A 26181-nucleotide genomic window follows, 5' to 3' on the forward strand; every position below is an offset into this window, starting at 1 on the left:
GCGATGAAGAAATCGATTGCGGCATTGCTGCTCGTCCTGCTGCTTCTGGGCGCTGCCGGAAGCTACCTGAGCGTGCACAGGGACAGCTTTACACTTTGGCCTTTTCACAAAAGCATGCCGTTCGACGGCTTATCGAAGGCGATCTCTGATCATCAGAACAACTTGTTCGTCATTGACAACGCCAAGAAAACGATTCACAAGGTGAACAGCGAAGGTGTTCTGCAATTCTCCATTACGAGTGACTTGGGGAAGAACGGGGAAGTGTATCGTTTTAATGACATGGCGGTGGATGATCAAGGCTATTTATATACGATTCGAACGCTGCTTGATCCTTACGGCATTGCGGTGAAATCAGAGCAGATCGTCCGCTATACGCCAAATGGGCAGTTCGATCGCAGCTTATTTACGCAAGAGTATACGGATTCGCAGACAAGAAGGTACAGACTGGGCTCCTTGCGAAATGTACAGGTTCGCGAAGGCATGGTGTACTTTTTCAATGATGAAGTTACACAGTTGGCCTTGTATCAACAACCAGTGAAAGAAATCTCCTCCACTACGCCTCAACTCGCTTATACTGTCAAGCTTCCTGAGAACAAATATGTGTCTGAGGCAGATGGCTATAAGCCTAATGAGATTTATTTCTCGACGCGCAGCGGGGAAATTTATCGTGCTTTTCAAGATGGCCGCTCCGAGCTTGTTTATCCGCTGCCGGGCATTGACCGCACACGACGCAACTTTCCCGAAAGCATGCATTTGGATAACCAAGGACGCCTCATTTTTATCGATTTTAACAGCAAAACGATCTCTAGACTTGATCCCAAGCAGCCCTACATTATCGAGGGACTTGTGAATGAGGAGAAGGTGAAAGCGAGCGGAGTTGAGCTTGCATTCGATGCAACGACGAGCAGTATCTCTGAGGACGACAGCCTCATTATCGTAGAAGCAACGCAGATCAATCGCCGTCTTCCGGACGGAACCATTACACCCTCTCTAGTTGAGGTTCAGTACAGCAGCGCCATGCAGACCAAGGTTATTCTGTTGTGGTCCCTTGCTGTCGTCGGGATTATTCTACTGTTGATTGCGGTCAAAATTATTTTCTTCAATCTGCTGCAACGCAGACTTCCTCTCATGATGAAGCAGATTTTCATTCTAATCCCCGTCATTGCCGTGTCAATGATTCTATTGTCTACCGTTATTTACACGAGTTTCTCCAAGAAAATGGAAGAAGAAACCTTCAGTGAGCTTATTCTGTTAGCCAGAAACGGCCAAAACCTGATTGATGGAGATAAATTGCAAAGTCTCACATCTCCGCTTGATTACAAAGGGACAATCTATAACTCCTTCCGTAAAAAGATTCAATCGGTCTTTGAAAACAATGAACAAGATGATAACCAAGGCTTTTACAAAGCGGTGTATAAATACGAAAATGGGATTATTTATCGCATTTTGGAAGACGATGACGGCATGCACATGTTTAATCCTTTCCAACAAACGCCGGAAAATCAACAAGTCGTTCTGGAAGGCAAGCCGGCAACCGGGCAATGGCAGGATTTCTCGGGCGAGTGGCGGTATGCCATTGCGCCGATTTACAATTCATCGGGTAAAATTGTCGGTGTTTTTGAAACGAGCAAAAACTTGGATGGCATTTTGCGGCATCGCCAAATGGTGTTGAACTCCATTATTCGCAACATTGTTTTTATCTCAATCGGCTTGCTGCTGGTCCTGTTTCTAATGACCTATGTACTGTTATCCTCGATTCGCAAGCTGCGCAATAGTGTAGGCGAAATCGCCAAAGGCAACTGGGATACGGTCGTTACAATTAACACACGAGATGAAGTGTCCGACTTAGGGGACAGTGTCAATATCATGGCGTCGCGCATCCGTGAATATATCACGAAAGTCGAAAATTTCAGTCAGTCGTACTACCGGTTCGTGCCCCAGCAATTCTTGCGGTTCTTGAATAAAGAAAGCATTCTGGATGTCGAGCTTGGGGATCAGGTTGAAAAAAATATGTCCATATTAATTTTCAATATTCGTGGTTTCTTTCACATTTCGAAGAAGCTTTCACCGGAAGAAAACTTCAATTTCGTCAATTCGTTTCTTAAGCGCTTCGGTCCCTATGTCCGCAATCATCAGGGTCTTATGAATAAGTATCTAGGCGCTGGCTTCATGGCGCTATTCCCCAATCGGGCTGATGAAGCACTGCTGGCCTGCATTGAAATGCGCAGAGAGTTGGAAATATACAATTCCCATCGTGCCAAGGTAGGGTATCAACCTGTAGATTTTGGAATAGGCCTGCACAAAGGGCCGCTTCGCTTAGGCATTATCGGGGAGGAGCAGCGTTTGGAAGGCAATGTGATTTCCGATGGCGTCAATGTGGCTACGATACTGGAGAAAATGACAGAGCCGTTAGGCGCATCCATTCTGATTACCGATTATGTGGTGCAATCGTTGGAGCAGCCAGCGGGTTTCCATTATCGGAATTTGGGCTTGATTCAAGTTGAAGGCGTGAAAGAGCCGCTCCATTTGTTCGATGTGTACCAAGGGGACCCGGAGACGATCCGTACTTTGAAAGACAAGACCAAAGTCTTATTCGAGCAAGCGGTGACTTATTATCAAGTAGGACGATTTTATGATGCGAGGGAAGCTTTCTTAATGGTTATTAAGATGAACCGTCAAGATAAAGCGGCACAGCTTTATTTCTATCTTTGTGATGAATACTTCCAACACGGTACGACGGCTGAGTGGAATGGGACTTTATCGGTTTCCTAATGAAAAAAGGGGCGAATCTGGCGTGCAAGTACACGAATTGACCACGGAACAAGATGCCTTGCGCATCACGAATTTTTATTTGTCCTCGGCATCTTTCGATGACCAGCGGCATACACCGGGAGAGCTGGAGCATTATCGCAATGCTCCGCTTCTTAGCTTGACGCAGCGCAACCATCGACACTGGTTTATTGAGAATGAAGCCGGCGAGATTATCGCTGTGACCAGCTGCAAGGAAAATGAACATCAGTCCGGCGGCTTTCTCTGGGATTATTTGGCGGTTCATCGAGAGTACCGCAGGCATGGATTTGCCAAAATTTTGTTTCAAGCATTAGAAGCCTTTGCTCGGGGTGCGAAGGGAAGATACCTATTAACCTACACCTGCGACTTGCCTGAGTATCAACCTATTCAAAAGATGTTTCGAGCCAATGGTTTTGAGCTCATCGGCACATATCCCAATTATTACTATGAAGGCGAAGCTCGATTAGCTTTCTACAAACCACTGTCCTAGTGACAGAAATGAACTGATAGATTGGACCTGATGATATGCAAGGAAGTTTAACCGGGTGGTTGGGGCTGCGCACAGAAGACATGCGCAAACTTTGGATGATGCTGCCAATTTTCTATTTTAGCGGGATTGCCGAATCCTTGAACTATACAGCTTTCATGGCGCTTTTTAACCAAAGATTCGGCGTGCAATATTTGCCTTATATCTATATTTTTGAAGCGGCCATCATGCCGCTCGAGGGTTGGCTTTTGGCCAAATTGGCGAATCGGCTGCCCAAAGCGAAAATGATGACCACACTTTACCTGATAATGATTGGGCTTTTAGCAGTGAATGGAGCGGTATTGCTCGGATTTAAGGCAGGCGGCATTGATTTCCGCTACTATTATCCTATTTTATTTCTGTCTTCGAACTTTGTTGTTCGGCAGTTGACGCTTTTGCTTTGGAGCACAGCCTTTGACTTGTGTCCAACGCAGCAAGCGAAGCGGATGATGCCCGTGTTTATCGCTTCTACGACAACAGGCGGGATTACGGCGGGATTACTTGCCCATCAAATCGGTAAGCTGCTGGGGACGGAAGCTGTGTACGCGCTAGCTCCGGTGTTAATGGTGTTAGGGTTTGTGTTTTTTCGAAAAGCATTAGCTCGTTATTTGGTGCCATTGACGTTGAAGGAAGATATCCGATTGAAGACGCAAAGTGCTGCTGAGCCCAAAGAAGAGACGCAGCTTCCAGCAGGCTACTATGCCAAACAGATGCTGCGCAGCCCGTTCCTGCTTTGCGCGGTTGCTTTGATGACGCTGATGCCTGCCGTCTATTTTATGATCGAATACCAATACTTTACGGCTGCTGAGGCTAAGTTTCCAGTTGAAGGAGATTTGACCTCGTTCTACGGCTTAATTACAGCGATCCAGTTCACATTCTGTTTGCTCTTGCAAACGGTGTCTACGCGTCTAATGAATTGGCTTGGCGCAAGCAATATGCTGCTCGCGATTACTGTTGTTTTCTTCGGGGGCTTTGGCTTGACGGCTATGTTCCTGAACCAATCTCTTGGAATTTTCATGGTTTCTGGTTCCTATGCTATTTTCTATATCTTGCTGTACTACATAGCAGAGCCTTGCTATCAGCTGTTTTTCAAAATGATGCCGATCTCCAAAAGGGATGGCTACCGCTATTTTGCTCAGGGTGTCGCTGCGTCCGGCGGGATTTTGATCGGTTCCTTGCTGTCGCTTCTGCATTCCTTTGGCTTGATACAGCTTTCTCCCCTGGCTTGGCTGGGAGTGGCAGTAGCTGCAATTCTCGTCGTTGTTGCTTGGTTTGGCAGAAATCTGTATGTTCGTGAGTTGGTGAAAAGTGTGCAATCGTTGCACGCCGACCTATCGGAGATCGCAGGCTCCTTTATTGGGGGCATCCGCAGCTCCAAAGCTTTATCTGCGATGCTCGGTTATTTAAAGCACCCCAACGATTACGTGCGGGAGCTCGCGCTGGAGGTGATCGGGAAGGCGAAGGATTCCGCATTTCTGCCTCATCTCATTGGCATGATCGGCGAGGAAAGCTCACGAATTCGCCTGGCTGTGCTAAGGGCTATGAATCTGCAAGGCGCTACGATACAAGATCTCGTGCAAGTCGCTTCCTTCTTGGAAGATGAAGACCCGGAGGTGCGGGCGGAATGTGTGAAACTCATATCCAAAGCGACGCATTTGCGCAGCCAATCCCATTTCTTCATTCGCGTGAAGCTGTTGGATAACCATCCGAAAGTGGTGCACGAGGGCGTTAAGGCGCTGTATGCGCTGGAAAGCGAAGAAAGCTATCAAGCTTGTGACGAAGCGATTATCAAAATGCTCGATAATGGCGGCGAGTGGGCCGTCTACGGCTGTCATACGGTCGCTGATTTGAAGCTTCATACTTATGCGGCATGGGTTTTGTCTTTGCTGGATGATCATCGTCCGGCAGTCAAGGTTGCTGCCGCACATTGCATTGGACAGCTCCAACATGTGGAGGCTATTCCTTTCCTCCTCACGATGGTACCTCTTGCGGATCAAGAGATGCGCAAAGCGATACTGCAAGCATTCGTGGATATGGGTGAGAAAGCGTTGCCTGCCTTGCTGGCACACGTGAACCACGCGAATCCTTTTATATGGAACGCGGCTGTGACGGCGCTCGCAGAGCTGCTTGATGAAAGCATGCTGCGCAAGCAGCTTGTTGATCCTTGTGTAGCCCGCATGCTGGCGTCCACGCAGGAAAGAGCATTGCCTGCTGCACTGAATGAGCTGGGGATGAAAGGATTGGCGGAGCTTGCCGGCCAGCGCTGCACAGAGCTGCACCAAGCGCTCGTTGGAGGCGCTTGGGCGGTGATGGCGAAGTTCGCAGACGAGCGTGTGGTTGCAACTCTCCGCGAAGCTGCGGAGGACGAAAGCGACGAGGTTCGCGATAACGGGCTCGAAGTGCTTGCTGAGGGGTTGGGAGATCGCCGTCTAGCGCTCGCCTTGCTGGAGCTTCTGAAGCAAGACGATGCAGCCCATAGCTCGGTCAAGCAAGAACCTCATCTTATTTTGCAAGAGGCGAAGTCGTGGTCGGATGATTGGCTCAAAGATATTGCCAGTTACGCACTAAGTTCATTGGAGCGTGTTGATATGAGAGAAGAACGCAAGTTTTTAACGATGCTGGATAAAGTTATTTTTCTGAAGCAAGTGTCTTTATTCGCGGATCTTTCGGTGGATGAGCTTGGCTTGATTGCTGGTATTGCTACAGAAGAAGTGCATGAAGATCTGACTTATCTGCTGCGTCGCGGGCAAAGCAATGCAGCGATGTATCTGATTATTGAAGGCAACGTAGAGCTGAGCAACGAGACGGGGGAAGGGGAGACCGGAACGATCGGTGTTCTTGGACCCAAGCAAGCTTTGGGTGAAACAACGGCCTTGGACGGTTCGCCGTCTTCGATTACGGCGCAGGTTATTTTTGATGAGGTCCGTGTGCTTACGCTGCAAGGGGAAAGCTTGTCTCGTCTAGTGAGACTGTATCCGGAGATTGGGATTGGGCTGCTGCATGCTTCAAGCGCAAGAGTGAGATTGCTGGAAAACATGCTGCTCAAAATGGCGTAAGTTCGGCTGGCGTTTAATTATCAGCAAAGGGGCGACTAGCATGACCGTCGAGAGTATCAGGCTAAGCAATGATCTGAAGGAGCTGCAGCGGCTGGGTGCCTTCTTGCAAGAAATATCCGTGAGGATGGATCTTGACGCAATGATGCTGTATCGCTTGAATTTGGTCTGCGATGAGCTGGTGACGAACATTATTCTCTATGGATATCCAGAGGATGTGCCAGTGTCCGAAGCGATACGGGTCGATATTGGGAAGGTTCGAGAAGGCTGGGAGCTTCGCATTACAGATCGCGGCATCCCGTTCAACCCTTTGCTGAAGTCTGATCCGTGTGTCGATTTAGGTGTTGACGAACGGGCTATCGGAGGCTTGGGGATCCATTTTGTCAAGCAGGTTATGGATGATATTCGCTACGAACGATTGAACAACGAGAACGTGCTTATGATGCTCAAACGACGCGTACAGGAGGAAGAAATATCATGAATATTACGGAACAAATAGTAGGGAATACGGTTCTTCTTGGCTTGAACGGCCGGTTGGATGCGAATACTTCGGCGGGCTTGGAATCTGCTTTTATGAAACTGGTGGAGCAAGGGAATGGGAAGTTCGTATTTAACCTGCAAGGACTAGAGTATGTCAGCAGTGCTGGCCTTAGAAGCTTGCTGGTAGCGGCCAAAATGATTAAAGTCATTCAAGGCAAACTGGCGCTGGCCCATATGAATGATCATGTGAAGGATGTCTTTGAAATGTCAGGCTTCAGCACCATTTTTTCAATTTATGAAACCGAAGATGAAGCGGTTCAAGCCATTGCCTAGTTGTCTATACCGGCATGCGGCTCAATTCAGTATCCAAAGGAGGAGGCACGCTTTATGAATATCGTCTCAGGTGTGCTCCTTCTGGCTTGCCTTGCGGTTGTCGCCGGCTGGCTGCGCAGTGAGCGTAAGCGCAATTCAGCTGAGATGGAGCTTGGCAGAACGATGCAGCTATTCGATGTCAGCTTAGAAGTGAACTCGACGATTCACAAAGAGGATTTGCTTGTTAAAATCATGGAAACCTCTTCCCGCATCATGAATGCGGAGGCTTCGTCTGTTATTTTGGTTGATGAGGCAAAAGGGGAGCTGTTCTTCGATCTTGCGCTTGGTACCAAAGGCGACGAAGTTCGAGAAATCCGGCTCAAGATCGGAGAAGGCATTGCAGGCTGGGTCGCCCAAACGGGCCAATCCGTCAAAATTGACGATGCGGCGCAAGATGAGCGTTGGTCATCAAAAGTCGCAAAGCGAGTAGATTACCCCACGCGCAGCCTGCTTTGCGTTCCGCTTATTAGCAAGGGCAAGATCATCGGTGTCCTGCAGGTATTGAACAAGCGAGAAGGAGACCACTTTACGGATCGCGATGTACAGCTACTGGAATCCATCGCCTCGCCGATTGCGGCTTCGCTTGAGAATGCGATGCTGTACGATGCACTCGAGAAGACGACTGCGGCCAAAGAACGGATGCAAAGCGAGCTGCGCATTGCCACCGATATTCAGATGGGCTTCTTGCCTCGCGGAAGCTTGCTTGTGCCCGATGTTTTGAGTGGAAGCCCGGCTGCCACGGCTCAGACACAGGCCTTCATTCGCCCTGCTCGTGAAGTGGGAGGGGATTTCTATGACTATTTTCGCATCGGTGATCATCGGTTGTTCTTCGTGCTCGGAGATGTCTCGGACAAGGGAATTCCAGCCGCTTTGTTCATGACGGTGACCATGACGCTGCTTAAGGGGAAGATGACTGCCGAGATGACACCTGGAGAGCTTTTGACAGCTGTAAATCAGGAGCTGTACAAGGATGATTCCACTATGTTTGCAACGATCTTCTGCGGCTTGCTTGATGTTGGCACGGGACAATTGTTGTACTCCGATGGCGGTCATTGTCCGCCTTATATTTTGCGGCAGACCGGGGATGTGGAGCAGTTGAAGGGAATAAAAGGTCTTCCACTAGGTGTAATGGAGGACATGGCATACAGAGACAACGAAGTCACATTAGCGCTTGGTGATCGCCTTATCCTTTATACGGATGGGATAACAGAAGCGGAGAACAACCAACTCGAGCAATACGGCTTCACTCGTCTTCAACAGCTATTGAGCCATGAACAGGCAAGCCATCAAACCCGCTTGTTGGAACGTATGGTTGAAGATGTCGATCATTTCACAAGCGGAGCTGTTCAATCGGATGATATTGCTGTGCTTGTCGTCGACCGTAAAGCATCCAAAATGTAGCCTCAAACCGACCTAGGTATGATATAGTGAATGATATAGACTTCATGCACTCGGACACGGATATCTAAGGGAGTGCAAGCCCGTATAAATGAGTAAAAACTCAGCAGTAACTATAGGAGGTTCATCATGCCAATGAATCAAACGCGCATCAGCAGGCAGCAAGATACTTCTCTGCAAAGCAATCATCGTACCAAAAGCAGTACGCATGGGCAGTCGCAAGACCTTATGAACATACAACGAACGATTGGCAACAAAGCAATGGGCAGCATGCTGTCTGTTCAGACGAAGCTAACGGTAGGGCCTGTTGGTGACTCCTATGAGCAAGAAGCGGATCAAGTTGGTAAAGAAGTCGCTGATCATATTGCAGCATCCGAAAGCGGCGGTTCGTCCAAGCCGGACGTGCAGCGTACGGAGAGCGAAGGTGAAGGCTCGGAGGAAGAAGAGCTGCAAATGAAGCCAGCGACGGACGCGATCCAGCGTACGGAGTCGGAGGAGGACGAGCTGCAGATGAAGCCATCGGCGGAATCGATCCAGCGCACGGAGTCGGAAGAGGACGAGCTGCAGATGAAGCCATCGGCGGAATCGATCCAGCGTACGGAGTCGGAGGAGGACGAACTGCAGATGAAGCCATCGGCGGACGCGATTCAGCGTACGGAGTCGGAAGAGGACGAGGATGAGCTGCAGATGAAGCCATCGGCGGAATCGATCCAACGTAAGGGTGGCGAGGACGAAGGCGTAGATGCTTCAATCGAATCCCAGATTAAGTCCAAGCAAGGCAGCGGCAGCAAAATGGATGTGAACATTCAAGCGAAGATGGAATCCGCTTTTCAAAAGGATTTTAGCAACGTTAATATACATAATGACACGGAGTCTACGAAGCTGAGCGCTTCTTTGGGTGCGGAAGCTTTTGCTACGGGGAACGATATCTTTTTCCGTGAGGGACGCTACAATCCAGATACCCGTGACGGTCAGGAATTGCTTGGTCATGAATTGACACATGTCGTTCAGCAGCGAGGCGGGAAATAATGCCACAGGGAAAGCAGTTGCAAGCTAAACCAGCCAGTCCATCTCATCAACGGGCCGCTCAATCGCAAGCCGCCCAAACCAGCAGTACAGCGCCCCAAATGTCTCCTCTATCAAGGGATTTCTTCATGCAAATGCAGCGTACGGCGGGCAACCGGGCAACACAGGCCTATACGAATCAGCTGATTCAAAGGAGCCCCGCAGCTGCCCAGCAGCAGGTAGTACCCGTGCCTGCACCTGCAACGCAAGCAGCGGTGACACAGGCAGCTCCAGGCACACCAGCGCCGGCAGCGCAAGTAGTCCCAGGCACGCCAGCGCCGGCAGCGCAAGTAGTCCCGGGCACGCCAGCGCCGGCAGCGCAAGTAGTTCCAGGCACGCCAGCGCCGGCAGCGCAAGTAGTTCCAGGCACGCCAGCGCCGGCAGCGCAAGTAGTTCCGGGCACGCCAGCGCCGGCAGCGCAGGTAGTCCCAGGCACGCCAGCACCCGTGACAACGCCTGCGGCTCAACCGGTCTATGGGACATTGGATGCGCCGGGTACAGCCAGCAGTATCACAGATGCACAGGGTGGAGCCGTTTCAACGTTCAGTGACAGCTTTGGAGCGAGGGCGGATGACCTGAAGGATTCCTACGATAAAACCGGTGACGCCAGTACAGGACAGCAGGCAGCCTCCTTTGGCGCCGTCGCCTCAACCGCTGATTTGGTAGCGGGTCCTTTTCAAATTTTGAATGCTATTCGTGAAACGATGGAAATTTCTGGAGATAGCAGCAGGACCGTTCATAACAAGAACTGGAATTACGCAGCAACGGGATCATCGATGATTGAATCTACAGGTAAAATGGTCAGCGGATCGGCTGGACTTGTCGATAAAGCTGCGAAGTCCACCGGGCAAGTGGATGGGGTCGGAGCTTCCTCGGCAGTTAGCGATTATGCGGGTACTGTCGGCGAAGCCATTTCTGCAGTCAAGAGTACGATTATGGCGGTTAAAGGCATTTATGATCTGTACGACAAACACAGCAAAAATGGCGGCTTGGACAAGGGAGAGAAATCCAAAGGCGCCATTGAGATTGTCAGCAACGCCATTTCGGCTGCGCACTCCAGCCTCAAAGTGGCGAAAGGCATTATGGAAATCATGGAGACCGGCACAGGTAGTTTGGTCTCGGTTATTCCTGGTGTTAGTATCGCAGTAAGCGGTGTGAAAATTGCCATTAAAACCGTTGATGTGATCAAAGCAGGCCTGAATCGATCGGCCATGACGACGTTGAAGCGCGAGTTCAAAGGCAAGCATGCGAATGCTTCCTACATCAAGGCTAAGCGTTGGTTCGGCGGGAATGCCGGTGTCGATAAAGTGAAGTTGGACTTGCATAAGCAAACCCTTCGGGATAAGATAACGAATGGCAATGCCCAAGAAGCAGCAGATGCCCAAATCGAACTTGATGAAATTACCCAGTATGAGCTAGCCAAAGAGATGAAGAAGATTAACGTGAAGCGGACCACGCGCGGAGGCTTGCAAATTGGACTCGAGTTGACCAAAATTGCAGCAGATATCGCGACCTTGACAGGTGTCGGAGCGCAAGTGGGTACACCACTGAAAATTGTGGCATCAGGTGTCGGCGCAGCCATGCCGGTGGTTCGTTCTTTGAAGCAGGCAGGACGAGATCGAGCGGCCAAAGCAGACGCATGGGGCATTACCAAGGCTGTATTTAATGCGGATAAGTCAACGGAGAAGAAACATGCGAAGCGGGTCCAAGATGCTGAGTTAATTCTCGACATGATCCATAAGCTGCCTGCCAGAACAAATGCAACGCCGGATGCGTACATCACTGTTGACAGATTTATTGAGGCTGCGGGTGTAAGTACGCTTCAATTGGATAAATATAAAACAGATTTGCCTGAACTGAGAAAATTCCTTGTTGATGCTATGGCTAAACGAGAATAGGAGAAGTGAAACAGATGCTGCCTGACCTTGTACATGCACGTCACTTGGCACAATTAGGATTGCTGAAAGATATATTGGATGAAACAGGACTAGCCACGAATTTATTGGAAAAATCGGAGGCGATTCCGCTTCACGTTTTGATGGCTGGCTTCCAAGAAGACAAGAAAGGCCGTGAGCGTTTCCTTCACTTTAGCTTTTTGCCTTTAAATGATGAAGAAATTGGCGCTATTCAATTATTGCAAATTTATAGCACTTTGCCCTTTCATCTGCAAGAGGGAAGACGCGGGGAAGTCGCTTCTCTTCTGCTGGAAATCAACACAAGACTCCCAATCGGCCATTTCGGCATCAATGAACAAAATGAACTCCACTACCGCTACGTATACAGCATTCCAGCAACAAGCACCTTTGAAAGCGAAGAGGTTCTGGAAATTCTCAGCTTGTTCGTCTATATGTGCGATATGTTTGCTGAGCATGTGGAGCTGGTAGCTAGCGGTGAAGCTGACGCGGAGCAGGTTATTCAGGCTTTGCGGTAGGGAATGGCAATGGGAAGAAACCGATTTTATCCGTTAGGATGAGATCGGTTTTTTTAATGTATTGCTTTTCAAAGCATACCGTCGATTCAATAAATAGCCAAAAAGCGAAGCAAGCGACTGCTGGAATAACATGCCTAATACAACGGGAATCGCCACAGGAGGCGGGAAATAAGCAACGGCGAGGACGGCGCCAGCACTGATATTGCGCATACCGCTGTTGAAAGTAAGAGCAACAACAACGTCCTGCTCCCAGCGCATCAGCTTGGCGACAAGCCATCCCAGCATATAGCCAAGAGAGGCTATGAATAGAACGAAACCGGCTAAGCCTAGTAATTTAGCATTGAAATCTCGCAAATAGGGGGCAATCACGGAGCTGTTGATAGCGACAACGATACCCATTGTTATTTTGGAAAAAGGGCCGAGACGTCCGCTCCATTTTTCTTTGATCTGGCCTTTGGTCCATTGGTTTAGCAGCATCCCGATTAAAGACGGAACTACGATCATGAAGAAGAGACCTTTCATCATGGCCAAAGAGTCCAGTTGGACTTTCGTGCCGATCAGAGCCGATAAGGTATAAGGAACGACAAAAGGGGAGAGAATCGTGTCCATCAAAATAATGGATAACGTCAGCACAATGTTGCCGCGATAAATCGCTACCCAGACGAAGCTGGTGATCCCTGTAGGTATGGCAGCTGCCAAAATAAGACCCGTTATCGTCAAAGGCTCATCACTATAGACGGCATGTCCAAGTCCTAATGCAATCAATGGCATTCCGACATGCAAGATAAGAAGAGTGGTGATCAGCGGAAGCGGTTGAACGACCACTTTAACAAATTCCTTGAAGCTTGAGCTTATGCTGCCTGAGAAGGTCATGAAGGCAAACAACCAAGGCGATAGGAAGGTGAATACTGATAAATGACTTCCGAGCAGAACACCAATCAGAACGCTGAAGGGTGTGATGAGGGGCAAGATTTTTTCCAATTGACGATTGAATTGTGACAGCATCTGGATGAACTTCCTTTCAAGTAAGTTGGCTCTGGGTTCTTTCAGTCTCCCTATTATAAGAGCTCCTAAGCATAGTGACTAGATGAAAGCGTGGAGGAAACTTTCTGTTTCCAACTGCTGGATGACGTGCTATGATAAGTAACAATTGAATATCTAAGTATCCCTAGGGGCGCCGCAAGGCTGAGACAGAGTCATCTGAACCCTTTGAACCTGAACTGGGTCATACCAGCGGAGGAAAGTGGAAAACGAACATCGGCGCCTCATCTATGCATGTTTATTATGCGGCAACCTACAACCACTTTTCATTGCGAAAAGTGGTTTTTTTGTGTGGTTTTTAGACCTTTTGAACAAAGGAGGGCAATCTTCGATGCCAAAATATGAACTGCATGTTATATCCAATGGAAAACTGGGATGGACGGAGCTGGCAGCAGCAGCAGCCAAGATCCACCCTTATGTGACAGCGATCCATATTCGCGAAAAAACGAAGTCGATGGACGAGAACTATATCGGTTTGCAGTTTCTGCTCGACAAAGGTATTCCTGCGAACCGTCTTTATGTGAACGGATATCCGTGGATAGCAGCAGCTGAGAAGCTTGGAGGGCTTCAGCTTCCGGGCCACACGATGCCGCTTCCTAAGATAAAAGGCCTCTACAGCGGCGTACGGCGGATAGGGATATCCGTACATAGCGCGGAAGAAGCGATTCTGCGTGAGCAGGAGGGAGCGGATTATGTGTTGTTTGGTCATATCTACGAGACGAAATCGAAGCTTGGCGTCATGCCAAGAGGGTTAGAGGAGCTGCGCCATGTTGCGGATGGAGTCACACTCCCCATAATCGCAATTGGCGGCATCACACCTGAACGAGTCAGTTCTGTGCTGGAAGCGGGAGCTTCTGGTATTGCGGTCATGAGTGGCATTTGGGAAGCGGTTGACCCTGTAGAAGCTGTGCAGGCCTATGTAAATCAGCTTAAGCAAACGGAGATGAGATAAATGAAGCAGACGAAAGAAGTGATCATCGTCGGCGGTGGTGTGATAGGCGCTTCGATTGCCTATTATTTAGCGAAGCGCGGCCAATCCGTAACGCTGCTGGAGCGCAGCAGACTGGGTACTGAGGCTTCGGCCGCAGCGGCGGGTATGCTCGGCGCACAGTCCGAGATGGAGGATACGGGCCCACTCTTCCAGTGGGCGCGGCACAGTCGAGCGATGTTCCCGCAGCTGAGCGAGGAACTGAAATCACTCACGGGCATCGACATCGGTCTCGTCCGTGAGGGGCTGCTGAACGTCGCGCTCAGCGACGATCAAGAGCTGGAGCTGCGCGCGCGGGAGAAGCTCCAGCGCGCAGCAGGGGAAAGAGCGGAGTGGCTGAGCGCAGCTGCAGCCGCAGCACTGGAGCCCGCCTTGAGCGGGGCGACACGGGGAGCCTTGTACCTGCCGGATGACGGGCAGGTAGAGGCGCCGCTGCTGGCGGCCGCATTCGCTCAGGCAGCTCGGCTGCTTGGGGCGGAGGTGCGAGAATTCGCCCAAGTGCAGGCGCTGCTGACAGAGCGGGAGCGCGTCATCGGCGTGATGACAAGCGAGGGCCCGCTTATGAGCGACCACGTCATTGTAGCGGCGGGCACGTGGAGCGGGCAATTGCTGGCTGGCATCGGTGCCGAGCTGCCGATGTATCCCGTGAAGGGCGAGTGCTTCTCAGTGCTGACACAGCAGCAGGAGCTTAGGAAAACCCTGTTTACACCAGGGTGCTACATCGTTCCTAAAGCTGGCGGGCGGCTTGTGGTTGGCGCCACAGTTGTACCGCACAGCTACGATCGCAAGGTGTCGTTGGCAGGGCTTGCAGAGCTGATGGATCGTGCGAGGCAGCTCATGCCTGCTCTGGGCGCTGCCGAGTGGGAGAAGGCTTGGTCGGGACTGCGGCCGCAGACAGTTGACGGACTGCCGTACATCGGCCGAGTGCCGGGGTATGGTGGTTTGTATGCGGCTTGCGGACATTATCGCAATGGGATTTTGCTCAGCCCGATTACCGGCAAGGTGATTGCGGAGCTTGTTTTGGATGAGATGGAGGGAATCCAGCAAGGCGAGCTGGAACTAGGCATGGAACCGTGGTTGGATGCTTTTAGCCCGGATCTGTCAGCTGCATCCAGACGTATTCGTCAGCAAGAGCAAGGGCTATTTTCAGCAACACAAACAAAGGGAAAGGAGCTGCAAAACATTTGAAGCTGCACATTAACGGTGAATCTGTGGAAGTTCCGGATAAGATTCGGACCATTGACGAGCTGCTTACGCATTTTGAGCTGGGGGAGAAAATGCTTGTCGTGGAACATAACCACATAATTTTACAAAAGGAAAACCATGCGAAAGCTGAGCTTTCTGAAGGACATCAAATTGAAATCGTACATTTTGTCGGAGGGGGATAATCAATATGTTGCAAATCGGTCCATATGAGTTTCGTTCACGTTTATTGCTAGGCACGGGGAAGTTCCCGGATTTTGATATCCAAAAACAGGCTGTTGCTGCCAGTGAGTCACAAATTTTGACGTTTGCTGTGCGCCGGATGAACATTTTTGAGGCGAGCCAGCCGAATTTCTTGTCGATGCTCGACGTTGCCAACTTCACCCTGCTGCCGAATACAGCAGGCGCCAAAACAGCCGAAGAAGCGGTGCGCATCGCGAAGTTAGCGAAAGCCTCCGGTCTTTGCGACATGATCAAAGTGGAAGTAATCGGCGATGAGAAAACGCTGCTGCCTGATCCCGTTGAAACTTTAAAAGCGTCTGAGATGCTGCTGGAGGAAGGCTTCATTGTGCTGCCATATACGTCGGATGATGTGTTGCTGGCTAAACGTTTGCAAGCACTTGGCGTGCATGCCATTATGCCTGGCGCTTCACCAATCGGGACGGGTCAAGGGATCATCAATCCGCTGAATCTTAGCTTCATCATTGAGCAATCGACGATCCCGGTCATCGTGGATGCGGGTATCGGGGCTCCATCCGATGCTGCGCTTGCTATGGAAATGGGCGCGGATGGCGTGCTGCTGAACACAGCCGTTTCCGGCGCCAAAGATCCAATCAAAATGGCTTACGCCATGAAGCTTGCCATTGAAGCAGGACGTGCCGGCTTTGAAGCGGGGAGAATCCCCAAAAAGCGCTATGCTTCGGCAAGCAGTCCGATGGAAGGCTTTAGCCGGGTTTAATAGGTTTGGGGTGGCGGGCCTAGCTGCTATGCAGCAGGAGTGGGAGCTGAGCCTGCCCAAAAGGCAGACTCGGAGCGCGAAAGCGTGAAAAAGCTTCTGAACTTTCCCAAATAGGCCAGCTTATTGGATGGGAAATGGAAGCGGAGAGGGGGAGCGGAATGTCGATCTACAAAGCACTGACAATTGCAGGATCGGATAGTGGCGGAGGTGCGGGAATACAGGCGGATTTGAAGACTTTTCAGGAGCTTGGCGTGTACGGGATGTCGGTCATTACGGCTGTGACTGCTCAGAACACGCTTGGAGTTCAAGGCGTTTATCCCATGAGTGCGGAGGCGATTGAGCAGCAGTTGGCTTCTATTGGCGAGGATCTATCGCCGGATGCGTTGAAGACGGGGATGTTGTTCAGCGGTGACATCATCCGAGTCGTCGCTGCTGCCGTGCGGAAGTACAAGTGGGAGCGAGTCGTCGTTGACCCTGTCATGATTGCCAAAGGCGGTGCTTCACTGCTTCAACAAGAGGCGATAGATGCGATGATCCACTATTTATTGCCGCTTGCCGATGTGATTACACCGAATATTCCGGAGGCGGAAGCTCTTAGCGGCATTGCGATTACGGACAACGGGTCGCGTCAAGAGGCAGCCCAGCGAATTCATGGATATGGCTGCAAGCATGTCATGATCAAAGGCGGACACGAAGAAGACTGCGAGCAGGCGACAGATTTGTTATACGATGGGAAATCGTTTACGGAGTTTTCCACACGTCGGTTGGTGACCCGTCATACGCATGGAACGGGCTGCACGTTTGCGGCTGCAATTACTTCTGGGCTGGCGCATGGTTTAACTATGAAGGCTGGGTTTCAGCTGGCCAAAAGCTTCATTCAGGCGGCGATTGCGGAGCCACTGCATATCGGAAGCGGACATGGCCCGACGAATCACTGGGCCTATCAGCAAGGGATGAGAGCGTCGACGAGCAGTGAGCAAATGAATGCGGTGATCATCAACGAAAATGTGGCGCTTCGAGGTGTGCGATGAATATCCAACAGTTGCGGGACGCGCTGCGTTTGTACTTGGTCATGGGCAGCCCGAACTGCGGGGGGGCTGACCCTTATGCGGTGCTGGAGGCCGCGATTGCCGGCGGCATCACGATGTTTCAGTTCCGCGAGAAAGGCGCCGGAGCCCTGGAGGGGCCGGCGAAGCGCGAGCTGGGCGCGCGGCTGCGCCGCCTTTGCGCGCAGCACAAGGTCCCCTTCATCGTGAACGATGAGGAAGGGCTCGCTCTAGAGCTGGAGGCCGATGGCATTCACATCGGCCAAGAGGACGCCCCAGCCGCCGCTGTGCGGCAGCGGCTGAAGAACATGATCGTGGGCATTTCGGCCCACGATCCAGAAGAAGCCCAGGCGGCGCTGGCCGAAGGCGCCGACTACTTGGGCGTAGGCCCCCAGTATGCCACGCGCACGAAGCTTGATGCGCGTGAGGTTCGGGGGCCGGCCATGATAGAACGGATACGCCAAGGCGGTATCCGGCTTCCGTTAGTCGGCATCGGAGGCATCGATGCCACGAATGCCGCGCCCGTCATTCAAGCCGGGGCGGACGGTATTGCCGTGGTGAGCGCGATTGCCGCTGCAAGCTCACCGCGTGAAGCAGCAGAGAAGCTTTGGCGAATTATCAATAGGTAAGAGGGGGAATTCCATTGACAACGACAAGTAAGGAGCCTGTGAAAGACATCCTAGTAGGCACATTTCCAGGCAGCCGCAAAGTGTATGTACAGGGTTCACGACCAGATATCCAAGTACCTATGAGAGAGATCGCTTTGGGAACATCGACCCATATGAGCGGGGAAGAAGTGGGCAACGAGCCCGTCCAAGTCTATGATACTAGCGGTGTATACACGGATGCAGACTGCCAAACCAATATTCGGCAGGGGCTGCCCGCGAATCGGTTGCCATGGATTGAAGAGCGCGGTGACGTGGAAGCCTACACGGGACGTGAAGTGAAGCCGGAGGACAATGGGCTTGCTTCGCCAGATGCCAAAGGGGCAGCCGAGATATTTCCAGGCTTAACCCGCAGACCGCTGCGAGCAAAAAAAGGCTGCAATGTGACGCAGATGCACTACGCGCGGCAAGGAATCGTGACACCTGAGATGGAGTACATTGCCATTCGCGAGAATTTAGAAGCAGATTTCGTTCGCAAGGAAGTAGCCGAGGGCCGCGCCATAATCCCTTCTAATATTAATCACCCCGAAAGCGAGCCGATGATTATCGGACGCCAGTTCCTAGTGAAAATAAATGCCAACATTGGTAATTCCGCAGTCGCTTCTTCCATTGAAGAAGAGGTGGAGAAAATGACGTGGGCGACCCGTTGGGGCGCAGATACGATCATGGATTTATCAACGGGCAAAAACATACATACAACACGCGAATGGATTATCCGCAATTCCCCGGTTCCCGTCGGAACAGTTCCTTTGTACCAAGCCTTGGAAAAGGTGAATGGGAAAGCCGAGGATCTCTCGTGGGAAGTATTCCGAGATACGTTAATTGAGCAAGCGGAACAGGGTGTCAGCTACTTCACGATACATGCAGGTGTCTTGCTGCGCTATATCCCAATGACGGCTAACCGTGTGACAGGTATCGTGTCTCGCGGCGGCTCGATTATGGCTGCCTGGTGCTTGGCTCATCATCAGGAGAATTTCCTGTACACCCATTTCGAGGACATTTGCGAAATTATGAAAACCTACGATGTCGCGTTCTCCCTCGGAGACGGGCTGCGCCCCGGTTCGATCGCCGATGCGAACGACGAAGCGCAGTTCGCCGAGCTGGACACGTTAGGCGAGCTGACAGAGCGGGCTTGGCTTCACGATGTCCAAGTGATGGTGGAAGGCCCCGGTCATGTGCCGATGCACCTGATCAAGGAAAACATGGATCGTCAGCTGGATGTCTGCAAAGAAGCGCCATTCTATACGCTTGGACCGCTGACGACCGATATTGCGCCGGGCTACGACCATATCACCTCCGCCATTGGAGCGGCGATGATTGGCTCGTTCGGCACGGCGATGCTGTGCTACGTGACGCCGAAGGAGCATCTCGGCCTCCCGAACAAAGAGGACGTCCGGGTTGGCGTCGTCACCTATAAGATCGCTGCGCACGCGGCAGATCTGGCCAAAGGCCATCCTGGCGCGCAAATTCGCGATAATGCGCTGTCGAAGGCGCGCTTTGAGTTCCGCTGGCGCGACCAGTTCAATCTCTCGCTGGACCCGGAGCGGGCGCTCGAGTTCCACGATGAGACGCTCCCCGCTGAAGGAGCCAAAACAGCACACTTCTGTTCCATGTGCGGACCGAAGTTCTGCAGCATGCGCATAACGCAGGACATCCGGCAGATTGCCTATGCGCAGGGGCTGGACGAAGAGAGTGTGCGAAACAGCGGGATGGAAGAGAAATCCAAGCAATTCCGGGAAACGGGCAGCCGTATTTACCAGTAAAGAAATTAGGGGCGTTTTTCACCATTAATGTGGTGACAGAAACGCCCCTTTTTGCTACCATAGAGAAAAGCTTAACTTCGGTAATCCGTTAAAGCGCTGAAATGATTACAGGGAAGAGGTGTCATGTCGATGGAAACCGCAATTGACATGAATTCCTTTTCGCATTATGATACGGTTAAAAAGATTTGACCGTCGTTTAATTAATCTTGTTAAGAGATTAATAGTTGACCAAGAAGCCGTTATTTCATGGGCTGAACGGGTACATTAGAGGAGGTCGAGTCTAAGATGAAGCTGCAACCGGTATATATTATTGAAGATCTTGAGCAATTAAAAACGGTAAGCGATCCATTGCGAGCAAAGGTGCTGCTTTATTTAATCGAAAAAGCTTACACTGGGCAGCAATTGGCCAAAATGCTAGGGATGGCTCGTGCCAAAGTGCATTACCATTTAAATGAACTTGAAAAGCATAACTTGATTTCGGTTGTTCGTACGGAACTCAAGAATGGGATCTTGCAGAAATTTTACCGCGCTGTTGCACGTGGCTTCGTGCCTAGTGAAGCACTGCTTCCTTATGTGTCCGAAGTGGAGAACTATTATCGTGAAACGACGCTGAACGTACTTGGCCGTGCGAGACTTCGCGCGATTGCCGCGCCGGAGGAAGCTTTCCAAATTCCTTCTTCCGATCGTGCCCAGTGGCATCGGATGTCCACACAGCTTGAAGTGAAGATGAGCAAGGAGAAATTTGCGGAATGGCTCAGCAAGTTTCGTGCGCTTATTTTTGAACTGGACGGGCAGCAGGAGGAGAACGGCGAATGGTTCTATTTAACAACGGTCGGATTTCAAATCAATGAGCCGTTCTTTGCGGTGGATGAAGAAGAGGAGAGATAACGATGCTAGACCCAAGACTAACGAAGCTGGCTGATGTCCTTGTGAACTACTCGGTTAAAGCACAGCCCGGCGAAAATATTTTGATCGAAGCTTACGGCATTGATGCTGCTCTGGTGAAAGAAATTGTGAAACATGTTCACGCCGCGGGCGCTCATCCTTATGTTAATATTCGTGACCACGCTATTATGCGTCAGCTGATCATGAACGGGACAGAGGCACAAATGCAGACATGGGCGGATGCCGATGCGTTCCAAATGAAACAAATGCAAGGCTACATAGGTGTGCGAGGCGGAGCTAATATCTATGAACTGTCGGATATTCCAGCGGATCGGATGAAGCTCTACAATTCCATTTATTATCAACAGGTTCATTTTGATGTCCGTGTGAAAGATACGCGCTGGGTCGTTCTCCGCTACCCTACGTCTTCCATGGCGCAGCTGGCCAGCATGAGTACAGAGGCATTCGAGGAATTCTACTTCAATGTATGTACGATGGATTACGGCAAAATGTCCAAAGCGATGGATGCTTTGAAAGATCTCATGGACCGCACAGACAAAGTTCGTCTTGTTGGACCAGGTACGGATCTGAAGTTCTCGATCAAAGGGATCGGCGGCGTGAAATGTGATGGCGAACTGAACATTCCGGATGGCGAGGTTTACTCGGCTCCTGTTCGTGATTCCGTCAATGGGGTCATTTCCTTCAACACTCCGACGCCTCATGACGGCTTTATTTTCGAGAACATCGTGCTTGAATTTGAAAATGGGAAAATCATTAAAGCAACGGCTAACGATACAGACCGCATTAATGAAATTTTCGATATGGACGAAGGCGCGCGTTATGTAGGCGAATTCGCCATTGGCGTGAATCCATACATTCAACACCCGATGAAAGACACGCTCTTTGATGAGAAAATCGACGGCAGCTTCCACTTCACGCCAGGTAATTGCTACGATGATGCTTACAACGGCAACAAATCCTCGCTGCACTGGGATATCGTCAATATCCAACGTCCGGAATACGGCGGCGGCGAAATTTGGTTTGATGATGTGCTGATTCGCAAGGATGGCATCTTCGTTTTGCCTGAGCTGGAGCAGCTTAATCCAGAGAACTTGAAATAGCTTAAATTGGAAAAAAGGTTGTCCAAAGTCATCAAGACTTGGGCAACCTTTTTATGTCTTGTCAGTGGTGCGGGGGGCGCGTGCTCGGGAGCTCGAGAGCTCATCCTTGCCTTACACCCGCCGCTGTTGCGTCTGGTATTGCCGAGGAGGCAGGCCGACAGCCTTCTTAAAGGTGCGGATGAAGTTGGAGTAGTCGTTGAAGCCCGCTAGCTGGCACGTGTCAGTGACGGTTGAGCCCTCGCGCAGCAGCTGCTTCGCCTTGGCGATCCTTTTGAATAAAATATGCTCATGAATCGTACTGCCAGTATGTTTTTTGAACAAGCGGCAAAGATAAGAGCGGTTCATGAATACGACGTGTTCGAGCACCTCTAGGGACAGATCTTGATCTAAATTTTCATCAATATACGTGAAGAGTGAAGAAAGTTTGTCAGGAATCATCACTTGTTCTTCTTGCTTGCCTTGATTTTGAAAGGTGCGATTGATAAACACGAGCAGCTCGATAAACGCAGACACATAGAGGATTTCTGAGCCTGGGAGCGCTTGGGCGCGGCTATGGGTTTCCATACGCTCATAGATTTTCATAATATCGTCGATCTGCTGCGGTGTCAGTCGCATACGGTTCTGTTCGCCGAATACGCGATTGTTGAAGCAATCCAGCAAATTAAACTGCGGAGAGCTGAATCCCTTGAGCACCGCGGGGTTGAAGTGAATGACGACATTCTCGTAGCGCTGCTTTTTGGATTGGAAATTAGGGCGGTGCAGTTCATTGCTGTGCATAATCAGCAAATCTCCGTATTGCAAGGGGTACACCTGTTTTTCGATAAAATAGTGAACATCCCCGGTGAGGAAGAAGTAAATTTCGTAATGGTCTTGATGCTGATGGAAATCCAGCGGAATAGGATCATGTGTCACAGCATGTCGGAAACTGATCATTTGGTTTAGATTCTGGTATAGGTCCTGCATGTGAGGCTCTCCTCTATTAAACTGGAGTCAATATTAGCAAACTTTTGCCCAATTAATGCAATGAATACGTTTTTATTATACTGCAAAATAAACAATAGATAAACAAACTGCTTCGTCAAACACGCGTATCTTGATAACGCCGAGGAGGATCTACCATGAAACTATCTGTATTTACTGTAGCAACACCTGATTTGACCCCTGTAGAACTAGCAAAAGCGGCCGTTGCAGCTGGAATTGAAGGCATTGAATGGCGTTTTAAAGATATTCCTGCGGATGTTGCCAATGAAAAGCCTTCGTTCTGGAGAAATAACCTTTGTTCCATTGATCCGAATGCTACGGATGAAGAGCTGGAACAATTCCGCCTCATCGCGGTTAATCATAACTTGGTGAATTTAAGCGTGACGCCTTACCTGAACAGCTGTGATATTGCTGAGACAGAACAAGCGTTTAAAGCAGCTCGTAAAGTGGGAGCTTCCTTCATGCGTGTTGGCGTTCCTGGCTATGATAAGAGCCAAAACTATAATGATCTATTCAAAAAAGCTGTGGACTACTTGCACCAAGTTCAAGAATTCTCTCAGCAATATGGCGTTAAAGGCATCATCGAAATTCATCATAACACAATCACGCCAAGTGCTGGTTTGGCCCATAGATTGATTTCAGGCTTCAACCCGGATTACCTTGGTGTTCTGCATGATGCAGGCAACATGGTTCACGAAGGATATGAGAATTACCGTATGGGCCTTGAATTGCTTGGACCTTATTTAACACATGTGCACGTGAAAAATGCAAGATGGGTGCCAACAGGGGAAGAGCAGGATGGCATTAAGCTTTGGAGAAGCGAGTGGGCGCCACTGGATGAAGGCATCGTAAATTATAAGCAGTTGCTGGATGACCTGAAAGCGGTTGGCTACGACGGCTATCTGGGCATTGAAGATTTCAGCGGTCAATTGGGCTCGCAGGAGATGCTGATTAACTTTGCAACGAAAGTGAAGATGTGGTTGGCTTAAGAGATTGATCAGAGTAGATAAGTGAAATAGGTGGATAAAAAGAGGTTGCCTCACAAGTCGAAAATGACTGTGAGGCAGCTTTTTCTGTTTTATAGGCTCCAATAGGTGCCGCCATAACCCTAACTGCAAACCGAGCCCAGCTGCAATTGCAACTGCCTATTCAAGGCCAAGGCCAATGCCAAGGCCGGGGCCGGGGCCGGGGTCAAGGTCAAGGTCAAGGCCGGGGTCGAGGTCAAGGTCAAGACCAAGACCAAGGTCAGGGTCAAGGCCAAGGCCAGGATCAGGGTCAAAGCCAAGACCAAGACCAAGGTCAAGGTCAAGGCCAAGGCCAAGGCCAAGGCCAAGGCCAAGCCCAGAGCCAGGGTCAAGGCCAAGCCCAGAGCCAGGGTCAAGGTCAAGGTCAAGGTCAAGGTCAAGGCCAGGGCCAAGGCCAAGGCCATGGTCAAAGCAAAGACCAAGGCCAGGGTCAAGGCCAAGGCCAAGGCCAAGGCCAAGGCCAAGGCCAGGGTCAAGGCCAAGGTCAAGGTCAAGGCCAGGGTCAAGGTCAAGGTCAAGGCCAAGGTCAAGGCCAGGGTCAAGGTCAAGGTCAAGGCCAAGGTCAAGGCCAGGGCCAGGGTCAAGGTCAAGGCCAAGGTCAAGGCCAAGGTCAGGGTCAAGCCCAAAGCCAAGGCTAAGGCTAAGGCCAAGGTCAAGGCCAAGGCCAAGGTCAAGGCCAGGGTCAAGGTCAAGGCCAAGGCCAAGGCCAAGGCCAAGGCCAAGGCCAAGGCCAAGGCCAAGGCCCAGCCCCAGCCCCAGCCCCAGCCCCAGCCCCAGCCCCAGCCCCAGCCCCAACCCCGAACCCCAGCCCAAATCCCACTGGAATAAATCCAGTGTTATCGGATTTGGAAGGTGGAGATGCTATTTTGACTGGAATTTATCCAGTGAAATTCAAAAAGCACCCTCCTACAGGCCGGAGGGAGAGAGATAATTTGTTATGTTTGTTTTTCTGTGAGCCGCGATGCGTCGAAGTGAGGTTACTTTGTGCGCGAGAATCAGTGCAGGCGGAACTACAGTACGCTAATTGACGGAAAAGTGAGCTGTCTGCACAGGTAAGGGAACTGGAGTACGCTATTTGTTGCAATTCGCACCCTTAGGGGCTAAAATGTACTTCTGTCAATAGCGTAGACACAAAATTAAGGAACAACCACGGCATTAGACAGCCTGATTTCTGTAGTAAATTTGTTCGAAATGATGAGCCGTCTCGTATCCTAGAGTAGAATGTGGTCGTAGTCGATTATAGTCAAACTCAATGTAAGCATAGAGTTCTCTCATGGCTTGTTTACGGGTCTTAAATTTTGTTTGGTACACAAATTCTTTTTTCAACGTGCTATGGAAGGACTCGATACAAGCGTTATCATAGCAATTTCCTTTACGGCTCATGCTGCCAATCATTTTGTACTCTTGTAACTTTGCGCGGTAGTCATGACTAGCGTATTGAGAGCCACGATCAGAGTGATGAATTAATCCTGGCTCAGGCTTGCGACGCTTATATGCCTTCTCTAGCGCGTCTAAAACGAGCTCCCTTGTCATTCGAGCTCCCATTGAAAATCCTACAATTCTGCGAGAGTACAAATCCATTACGCTTGCCAAATACAACCAGCCCTCGCCCGTCTGGATGTAAGTGATATCCGTTACCCAAGCTTTATTCGGCGCTAGCACAGTAAACTGACGATTTAACACATTTTCGAACACAGGCAAGTCATGTTTAGAATTCGTCGTAGCCGTTACTTTCCTTACGGTTATTGACTTCAATCCCATTTCCTTCATACGCCGACTGACCGTTTTGGAAGAAACCGCAGTCCCATTTTTTCTTAATACGGCTGTAATCGTCGGACTTCCTGCGCGTTTTTTAAAGTGATTAAACAGTCTTCTTATCTTCCGATCTAGCGCTTTTAAGCGCTTTTCACGAGCACTAGGTTCCCTCTTAATCCATTTGTAATATCCGCTTCGTGAGACTTCTAAAACGGTGCACATCTTCTCGACCCGGTACTGGAAGCGGTGTTTATAAATAAACGAATAAATCAGCACGGGTCCTTTGTGAAGAAGTGCATCGCCTTTTTTAAAATCTCATTTTCCTCTTTTAATTCGAGGATGCTTTGCTCCAACTTCTTCATTCGTTCATAGTCTACAAACACCTGAGACTGAGATTCTACAGTTCTACTGCCGTACTGTTTAATCCACCGACTTAGGGTACTTTTAGGAATATTTAATTCCTTAGAAATTTCAATTGGTCTCTTATTAGCAGACTCCATGTGTTCAACTGTCTTGCGTTTAAATTCCTCATCATAACTTTCACGTTGTGATCCCATGCCACACCTCGACCTTATTTAATATCTATATTATAAAGGTTGTTCCTTAAGGTGTGTCTACGAAATAGTCTAACTTCA

The 26181-nt window shown here is 50.2% G+C and carries 22 protein-coding genes, 1 pseudogene and 1 riboswitch; of the genes and pseudogenes, 20 read left to right on the forward strand and 3 right to left on the reverse strand.

The features are described from left to right. Positions 1–3: 3 nt before the first annotated feature. The 9 genes from BC351_RS08245 (at position 4) to BC351_RS08285 (ending at position 12115) form a co-directional block, all read left to right on the forward strand. Positions 4–2772 (forward strand): adenylate/guanylate cyclase domain-containing protein, encoded by a 2769-nt coding sequence (locus BC351_RS08245; RefSeq protein WP_079410608.1) that lies wholly within the window; start codon positions 4–6, stop codon positions 2770–2772. A 22-nt stretch (positions 2773–2794) separates the two neighbouring features. Continuing rightward, positions 2795–3280 carry a GNAT family N-acetyltransferase gene (locus BC351_RS08250; RefSeq protein ID WP_158082014.1) on the forward strand — a complete coding sequence of 162 codons (486 nt, stop codon included), beginning with the start codon at positions 2795–2797 and terminating at the stop codon, positions 3278–3280. A gap of 35 nt (positions 3281–3315) precedes the next feature. Then, positions 3316–6372, forward strand: a complete 3057-nt coding sequence (locus tag BC351_RS08255; protein WP_079410612.1) for a HEAT repeat domain-containing protein — start codon at positions 3316–3318, stop codon at positions 6370–6372. A gap of 40 nt (positions 6373–6412) precedes the next feature. After that, positions 6413–6850 (forward strand): ATP-binding protein, encoded by a 438-nt coding sequence (locus BC351_RS08260; RefSeq protein WP_079410614.1) that lies wholly within the window; start codon positions 6413–6415, stop codon positions 6848–6850. Next, the gene (locus tag BC351_RS08265; protein WP_079410616.1) at positions 6847–7182 is read left to right on the forward strand and encodes an STAS domain-containing protein; all 336 of its coding nucleotides are present in this window, start codon (positions 6847–6849) and stop codon (positions 7180–7182) included. Before BC351_RS08260 ends, BC351_RS08265 begins: the two co-directional genes overlap by 4 nt. Before the next feature lie 54 nt (positions 7183–7236). Next, entirely contained in the window at positions 7237–8622 is a 1386-nt protein-coding gene (locus BC351_RS08270) for a PP2C family protein-serine/threonine phosphatase (RefSeq protein WP_079410618.1), read from the forward strand. Between the two features lie 126 nt (positions 8623–8748). Further along, positions 8749–9648 carry an eCIS core domain-containing protein gene (locus BC351_RS08275; protein ID WP_079410620.1) on the forward strand — a complete coding sequence of 300 codons (900 nt, stop codon included), beginning with the start codon at positions 8749–8751 and terminating at the stop codon, positions 9646–9648. Further along, the gene (locus BC351_RS08280) at positions 9648–11582 is read left to right on the forward strand and encodes a hypothetical protein (protein WP_079410623.1); all 1935 of its coding nucleotides are present in this window, start codon (positions 9648–9650) and stop codon (positions 11580–11582) included. Before BC351_RS08275 ends, BC351_RS08280 begins: the two co-directional genes overlap by 1 nt. Positions 11583–11596: 14 nt before the next feature. Further along, positions 11597–12115 carry a YbjN domain-containing protein gene (locus BC351_RS08285; protein WP_079410626.1) on the forward strand — a complete coding sequence of 173 codons (519 nt, stop codon included), beginning with the start codon at positions 11597–11599 and terminating at the stop codon, positions 12113–12115. A 33-nt stretch (positions 12116–12148) separates the two neighbouring features. On the opposite strand, the gene BC351_RS08290 is transcribed toward BC351_RS08285, so the two are convergent. After that, entirely contained in the window at positions 12149–13120 is a 972-nt protein-coding gene (locus BC351_RS08290) for a bile acid:sodium symporter family protein (protein WP_079410628.1), read from the reverse strand. Positions 13121–13275: 155 nt separating this feature from the next. Beyond that, positions 13276–13374, forward strand: a riboswitch (TPP riboswitch). Between the two features lie 113 nt (positions 13375–13487). Here BC351_RS08290 and BC351_RS08295 point away from each other — a divergent pair. From BC351_RS08295 to BC351_RS08335, 9 genes are all read left to right on the forward strand, one after another. Next, entirely contained in the window at positions 13488–14108 is a 621-nt protein-coding gene (locus tag BC351_RS08295; protein WP_079410631.1) for a thiamine phosphate synthase, read from the forward strand. Continuing rightward, a complete protein-coding gene (gene thiO, locus BC351_RS08300; RefSeq protein WP_079410634.1) occupies positions 14109–15332 on the forward strand; it encodes a glycine oxidase ThiO in 1224 nt (407 codons plus the stop codon). Then, a complete protein-coding gene (thiS, locus tag BC351_RS08305; RefSeq protein ID WP_079410636.1) occupies positions 15329–15532 on the forward strand; it encodes a sulfur carrier protein ThiS in 204 nt (67 codons plus the stop codon). The genes thiO and thiS overlap by 4 nt, the downstream gene beginning before the upstream one ends. 5 nt (positions 15533–15537) lie before the next feature. Further along, complete coding sequence (locus tag BC351_RS08310) at positions 15538–16305, forward strand: thiazole synthase (protein WP_079410638.1); 768 nt, start codon at positions 15538–15540, stop codon at positions 16303–16305. A gap of 158 nt (positions 16306–16463) precedes the next feature. After that, positions 16464–17336 carry a bifunctional hydroxymethylpyrimidine kinase/phosphomethylpyrimidine kinase gene (gene thiD / locus BC351_RS08315; protein WP_079410640.1) on the forward strand — a complete coding sequence of 291 codons (873 nt, stop codon included), beginning with the start codon at positions 16464–16466 and terminating at the stop codon, positions 17334–17336. Continuing rightward, entirely contained in the window at positions 17333–17980 is a 648-nt protein-coding gene (thiE, locus tag BC351_RS08320; protein WP_079410642.1) for a thiamine phosphate synthase, read from the forward strand. The genes thiD and thiE overlap by 4 nt, the downstream gene beginning before the upstream one ends. A 14-nt stretch (positions 17981–17994) precedes the next feature. Continuing rightward, positions 17995–19779: a phosphomethylpyrimidine synthase ThiC gene (thiC, locus tag BC351_RS08325; protein WP_079410644.1), complete on the forward strand. Its 1785-nt coding sequence runs from the start codon at positions 17995–17997 to the stop codon at positions 19777–19779. 285 nt (positions 19780–20064) lie between these two features. After that, positions 20065–20667, forward strand: a complete 603-nt coding sequence (locus BC351_RS08330; RefSeq protein ID WP_079410647.1) for an ArsR/SmtB family transcription factor — start codon at positions 20065–20067, stop codon at positions 20665–20667. Positions 20668–20669: 2 nt separating this feature from the next. After that, positions 20670–21785, forward strand: a complete 1116-nt coding sequence (locus BC351_RS08335) for an aminopeptidase (RefSeq protein ID WP_079410650.1) — start codon at positions 20670–20672, stop codon at positions 21783–21785. Between the two features lie 111 nt (positions 21786–21896). Here BC351_RS08335 and BC351_RS08340 read toward each other — a convergent pair whose 3' ends face one another. Beyond that, positions 21897–22748, reverse strand: coding sequence for an AraC family transcriptional regulator (locus BC351_RS08340; protein WP_079410653.1), 852 nt, complete (start codon positions 22746–22748; stop codon positions 21897–21899). A gap of 155 nt (positions 22749–22903) precedes the next feature. Here BC351_RS08340 and BC351_RS08345 point away from each other — a divergent pair, with 155 nt between their 5' ends. Both BC351_RS08345 and BC351_RS42110 read left to right on the forward strand, forming a co-directional pair. Next, on the forward strand, positions 22904–23755 hold the full coding sequence (locus tag BC351_RS08345; RefSeq protein ID WP_079410655.1) for a sugar phosphate isomerase/epimerase family protein: 852 nt from the start codon (positions 22904–22906) through the stop codon (positions 23753–23755). Between the two features lie 438 nt (positions 23756–24193). Beyond that, positions 24194–24619, forward strand: coding sequence for a hypothetical protein (locus tag BC351_RS42110; protein WP_158082015.1), 426 nt, complete (start codon positions 24194–24196; stop codon positions 24617–24619). A 327-nt stretch (positions 24620–24946) separates the two neighbouring features. Here BC351_RS42110 and BC351_RS08365 read toward each other — a convergent pair. Further along, positions 24947–26103: pseudogene (locus BC351_RS08365) on the reverse strand (IS3 family transposase). Positions 26104–26181 lie beyond the last annotated feature (78 nt).

Source organism: Paenibacillus ferrarius, from assembly GCF_002027705.1.
GTDB lineage: Bacteria > Bacillota > Bacilli > Paenibacillales > NBRC-103111 > Paenibacillus_E > Paenibacillus_E ferrarius.

Coding starts and splice junctions, on each gene's coding strand:
- BC351_RS08260 (WP_079410614.1), top strand. CDS start 6,413: ATGACCGTCGAGAGTATCAGGCTAAGCAATGATCTGAAGGAGCTGCAG.
- BC351_RS08245 (WP_079410608.1), top strand. CDS start 4: ATGAAGAAATCGATTGCGGCATTGCTGCTCGTCCTGCTGCTTCTGGGC.
- BC351_RS08295 (WP_079410631.1), top strand. CDS start 13,488: ATGCCAAAATATGAACTGCATGTTATATCCAATGGAAAACTGGGATGG.
- BC351_RS08275 (WP_079410620.1), top strand. CDS start 8,749: ATGCCAATGAATCAAACGCGCATCAGCAGGCAGCAAGATACTTCTCTG.
- BC351_RS08280 (WP_079410623.1), top strand. CDS start 9,648: ATGCCACAGGGAAAGCAGTTGCAAGCTAAACCAGCCAGTCCATCTCAT.
- BC351_RS08290 (WP_079410628.1), bottom strand. CDS start 13,120: ATGCTGTCACAATTCAATCGTCAATTGGAAAAAATCTTGCCCCTCATC.
- BC351_RS08340 (WP_079410653.1), bottom strand. CDS start 22,748: ATGCAGGACCTATACCAGAATCTAAACCAAATGATCAGTTTCCGACAT.
- BC351_RS08345 (WP_079410655.1), top strand. CDS start 22,904: ATGAAACTATCTGTATTTACTGTAGCAACACCTGATTTGACCCCTGTA.
- BC351_RS08335 (WP_079410650.1), top strand. CDS start 20,670: ATGCTAGACCCAAGACTAACGAAGCTGGCTGATGTCCTTGTGAACTAC.
- BC351_RS08285 (WP_079410626.1), top strand. CDS start 11,597: ATGCTGCCTGACCTTGTACATGCACGTCACTTGGCACAATTAGGATTG.
- BC351_RS08330 (WP_079410647.1), top strand. CDS start 20,065: ATGAAGCTGCAACCGGTATATATTATTGAAGATCTTGAGCAATTAAAA.
- thiD (WP_079410640.1), top strand. CDS start 16,464: ATGTCGATCTACAAAGCACTGACAATTGCAGGATCGGATAGTGGCGGA.
- BC351_RS08255 (WP_079410612.1), top strand. CDS start 3,316: ATGCAAGGAAGTTTAACCGGGTGGTTGGGGCTGCGCACAGAAGACATG.
- BC351_RS08265 (WP_079410616.1), top strand. CDS start 6,847: ATGAATATTACGGAACAAATAGTAGGGAATACGGTTCTTCTTGGCTTG.
- thiE (WP_079410642.1), top strand. CDS start 17,333: ATGAATATCCAACAGTTGCGGGACGCGCTGCGTTTGTACTTGGTCATG.
- BC351_RS42110 (WP_158082015.1), top strand. CDS start 24,194: ATGGTCAAAGCAAAGACCAAGGCCAGGGTCAAGGCCAAGGCCAAGGCC.
- thiO (WP_079410634.1), top strand. CDS start 14,109: ATGAAGCAGACGAAAGAAGTGATCATCGTCGGCGGTGGTGTGATAGGC.
- BC351_RS08310 (WP_079410638.1), top strand. CDS start 15,538: ATGTTGCAAATCGGTCCATATGAGTTTCGTTCACGTTTATTGCTAGGC.
- BC351_RS08270 (WP_079410618.1), top strand. CDS start 7,237: ATGAATATCGTCTCAGGTGTGCTCCTTCTGGCTTGCCTTGCGGTTGTC.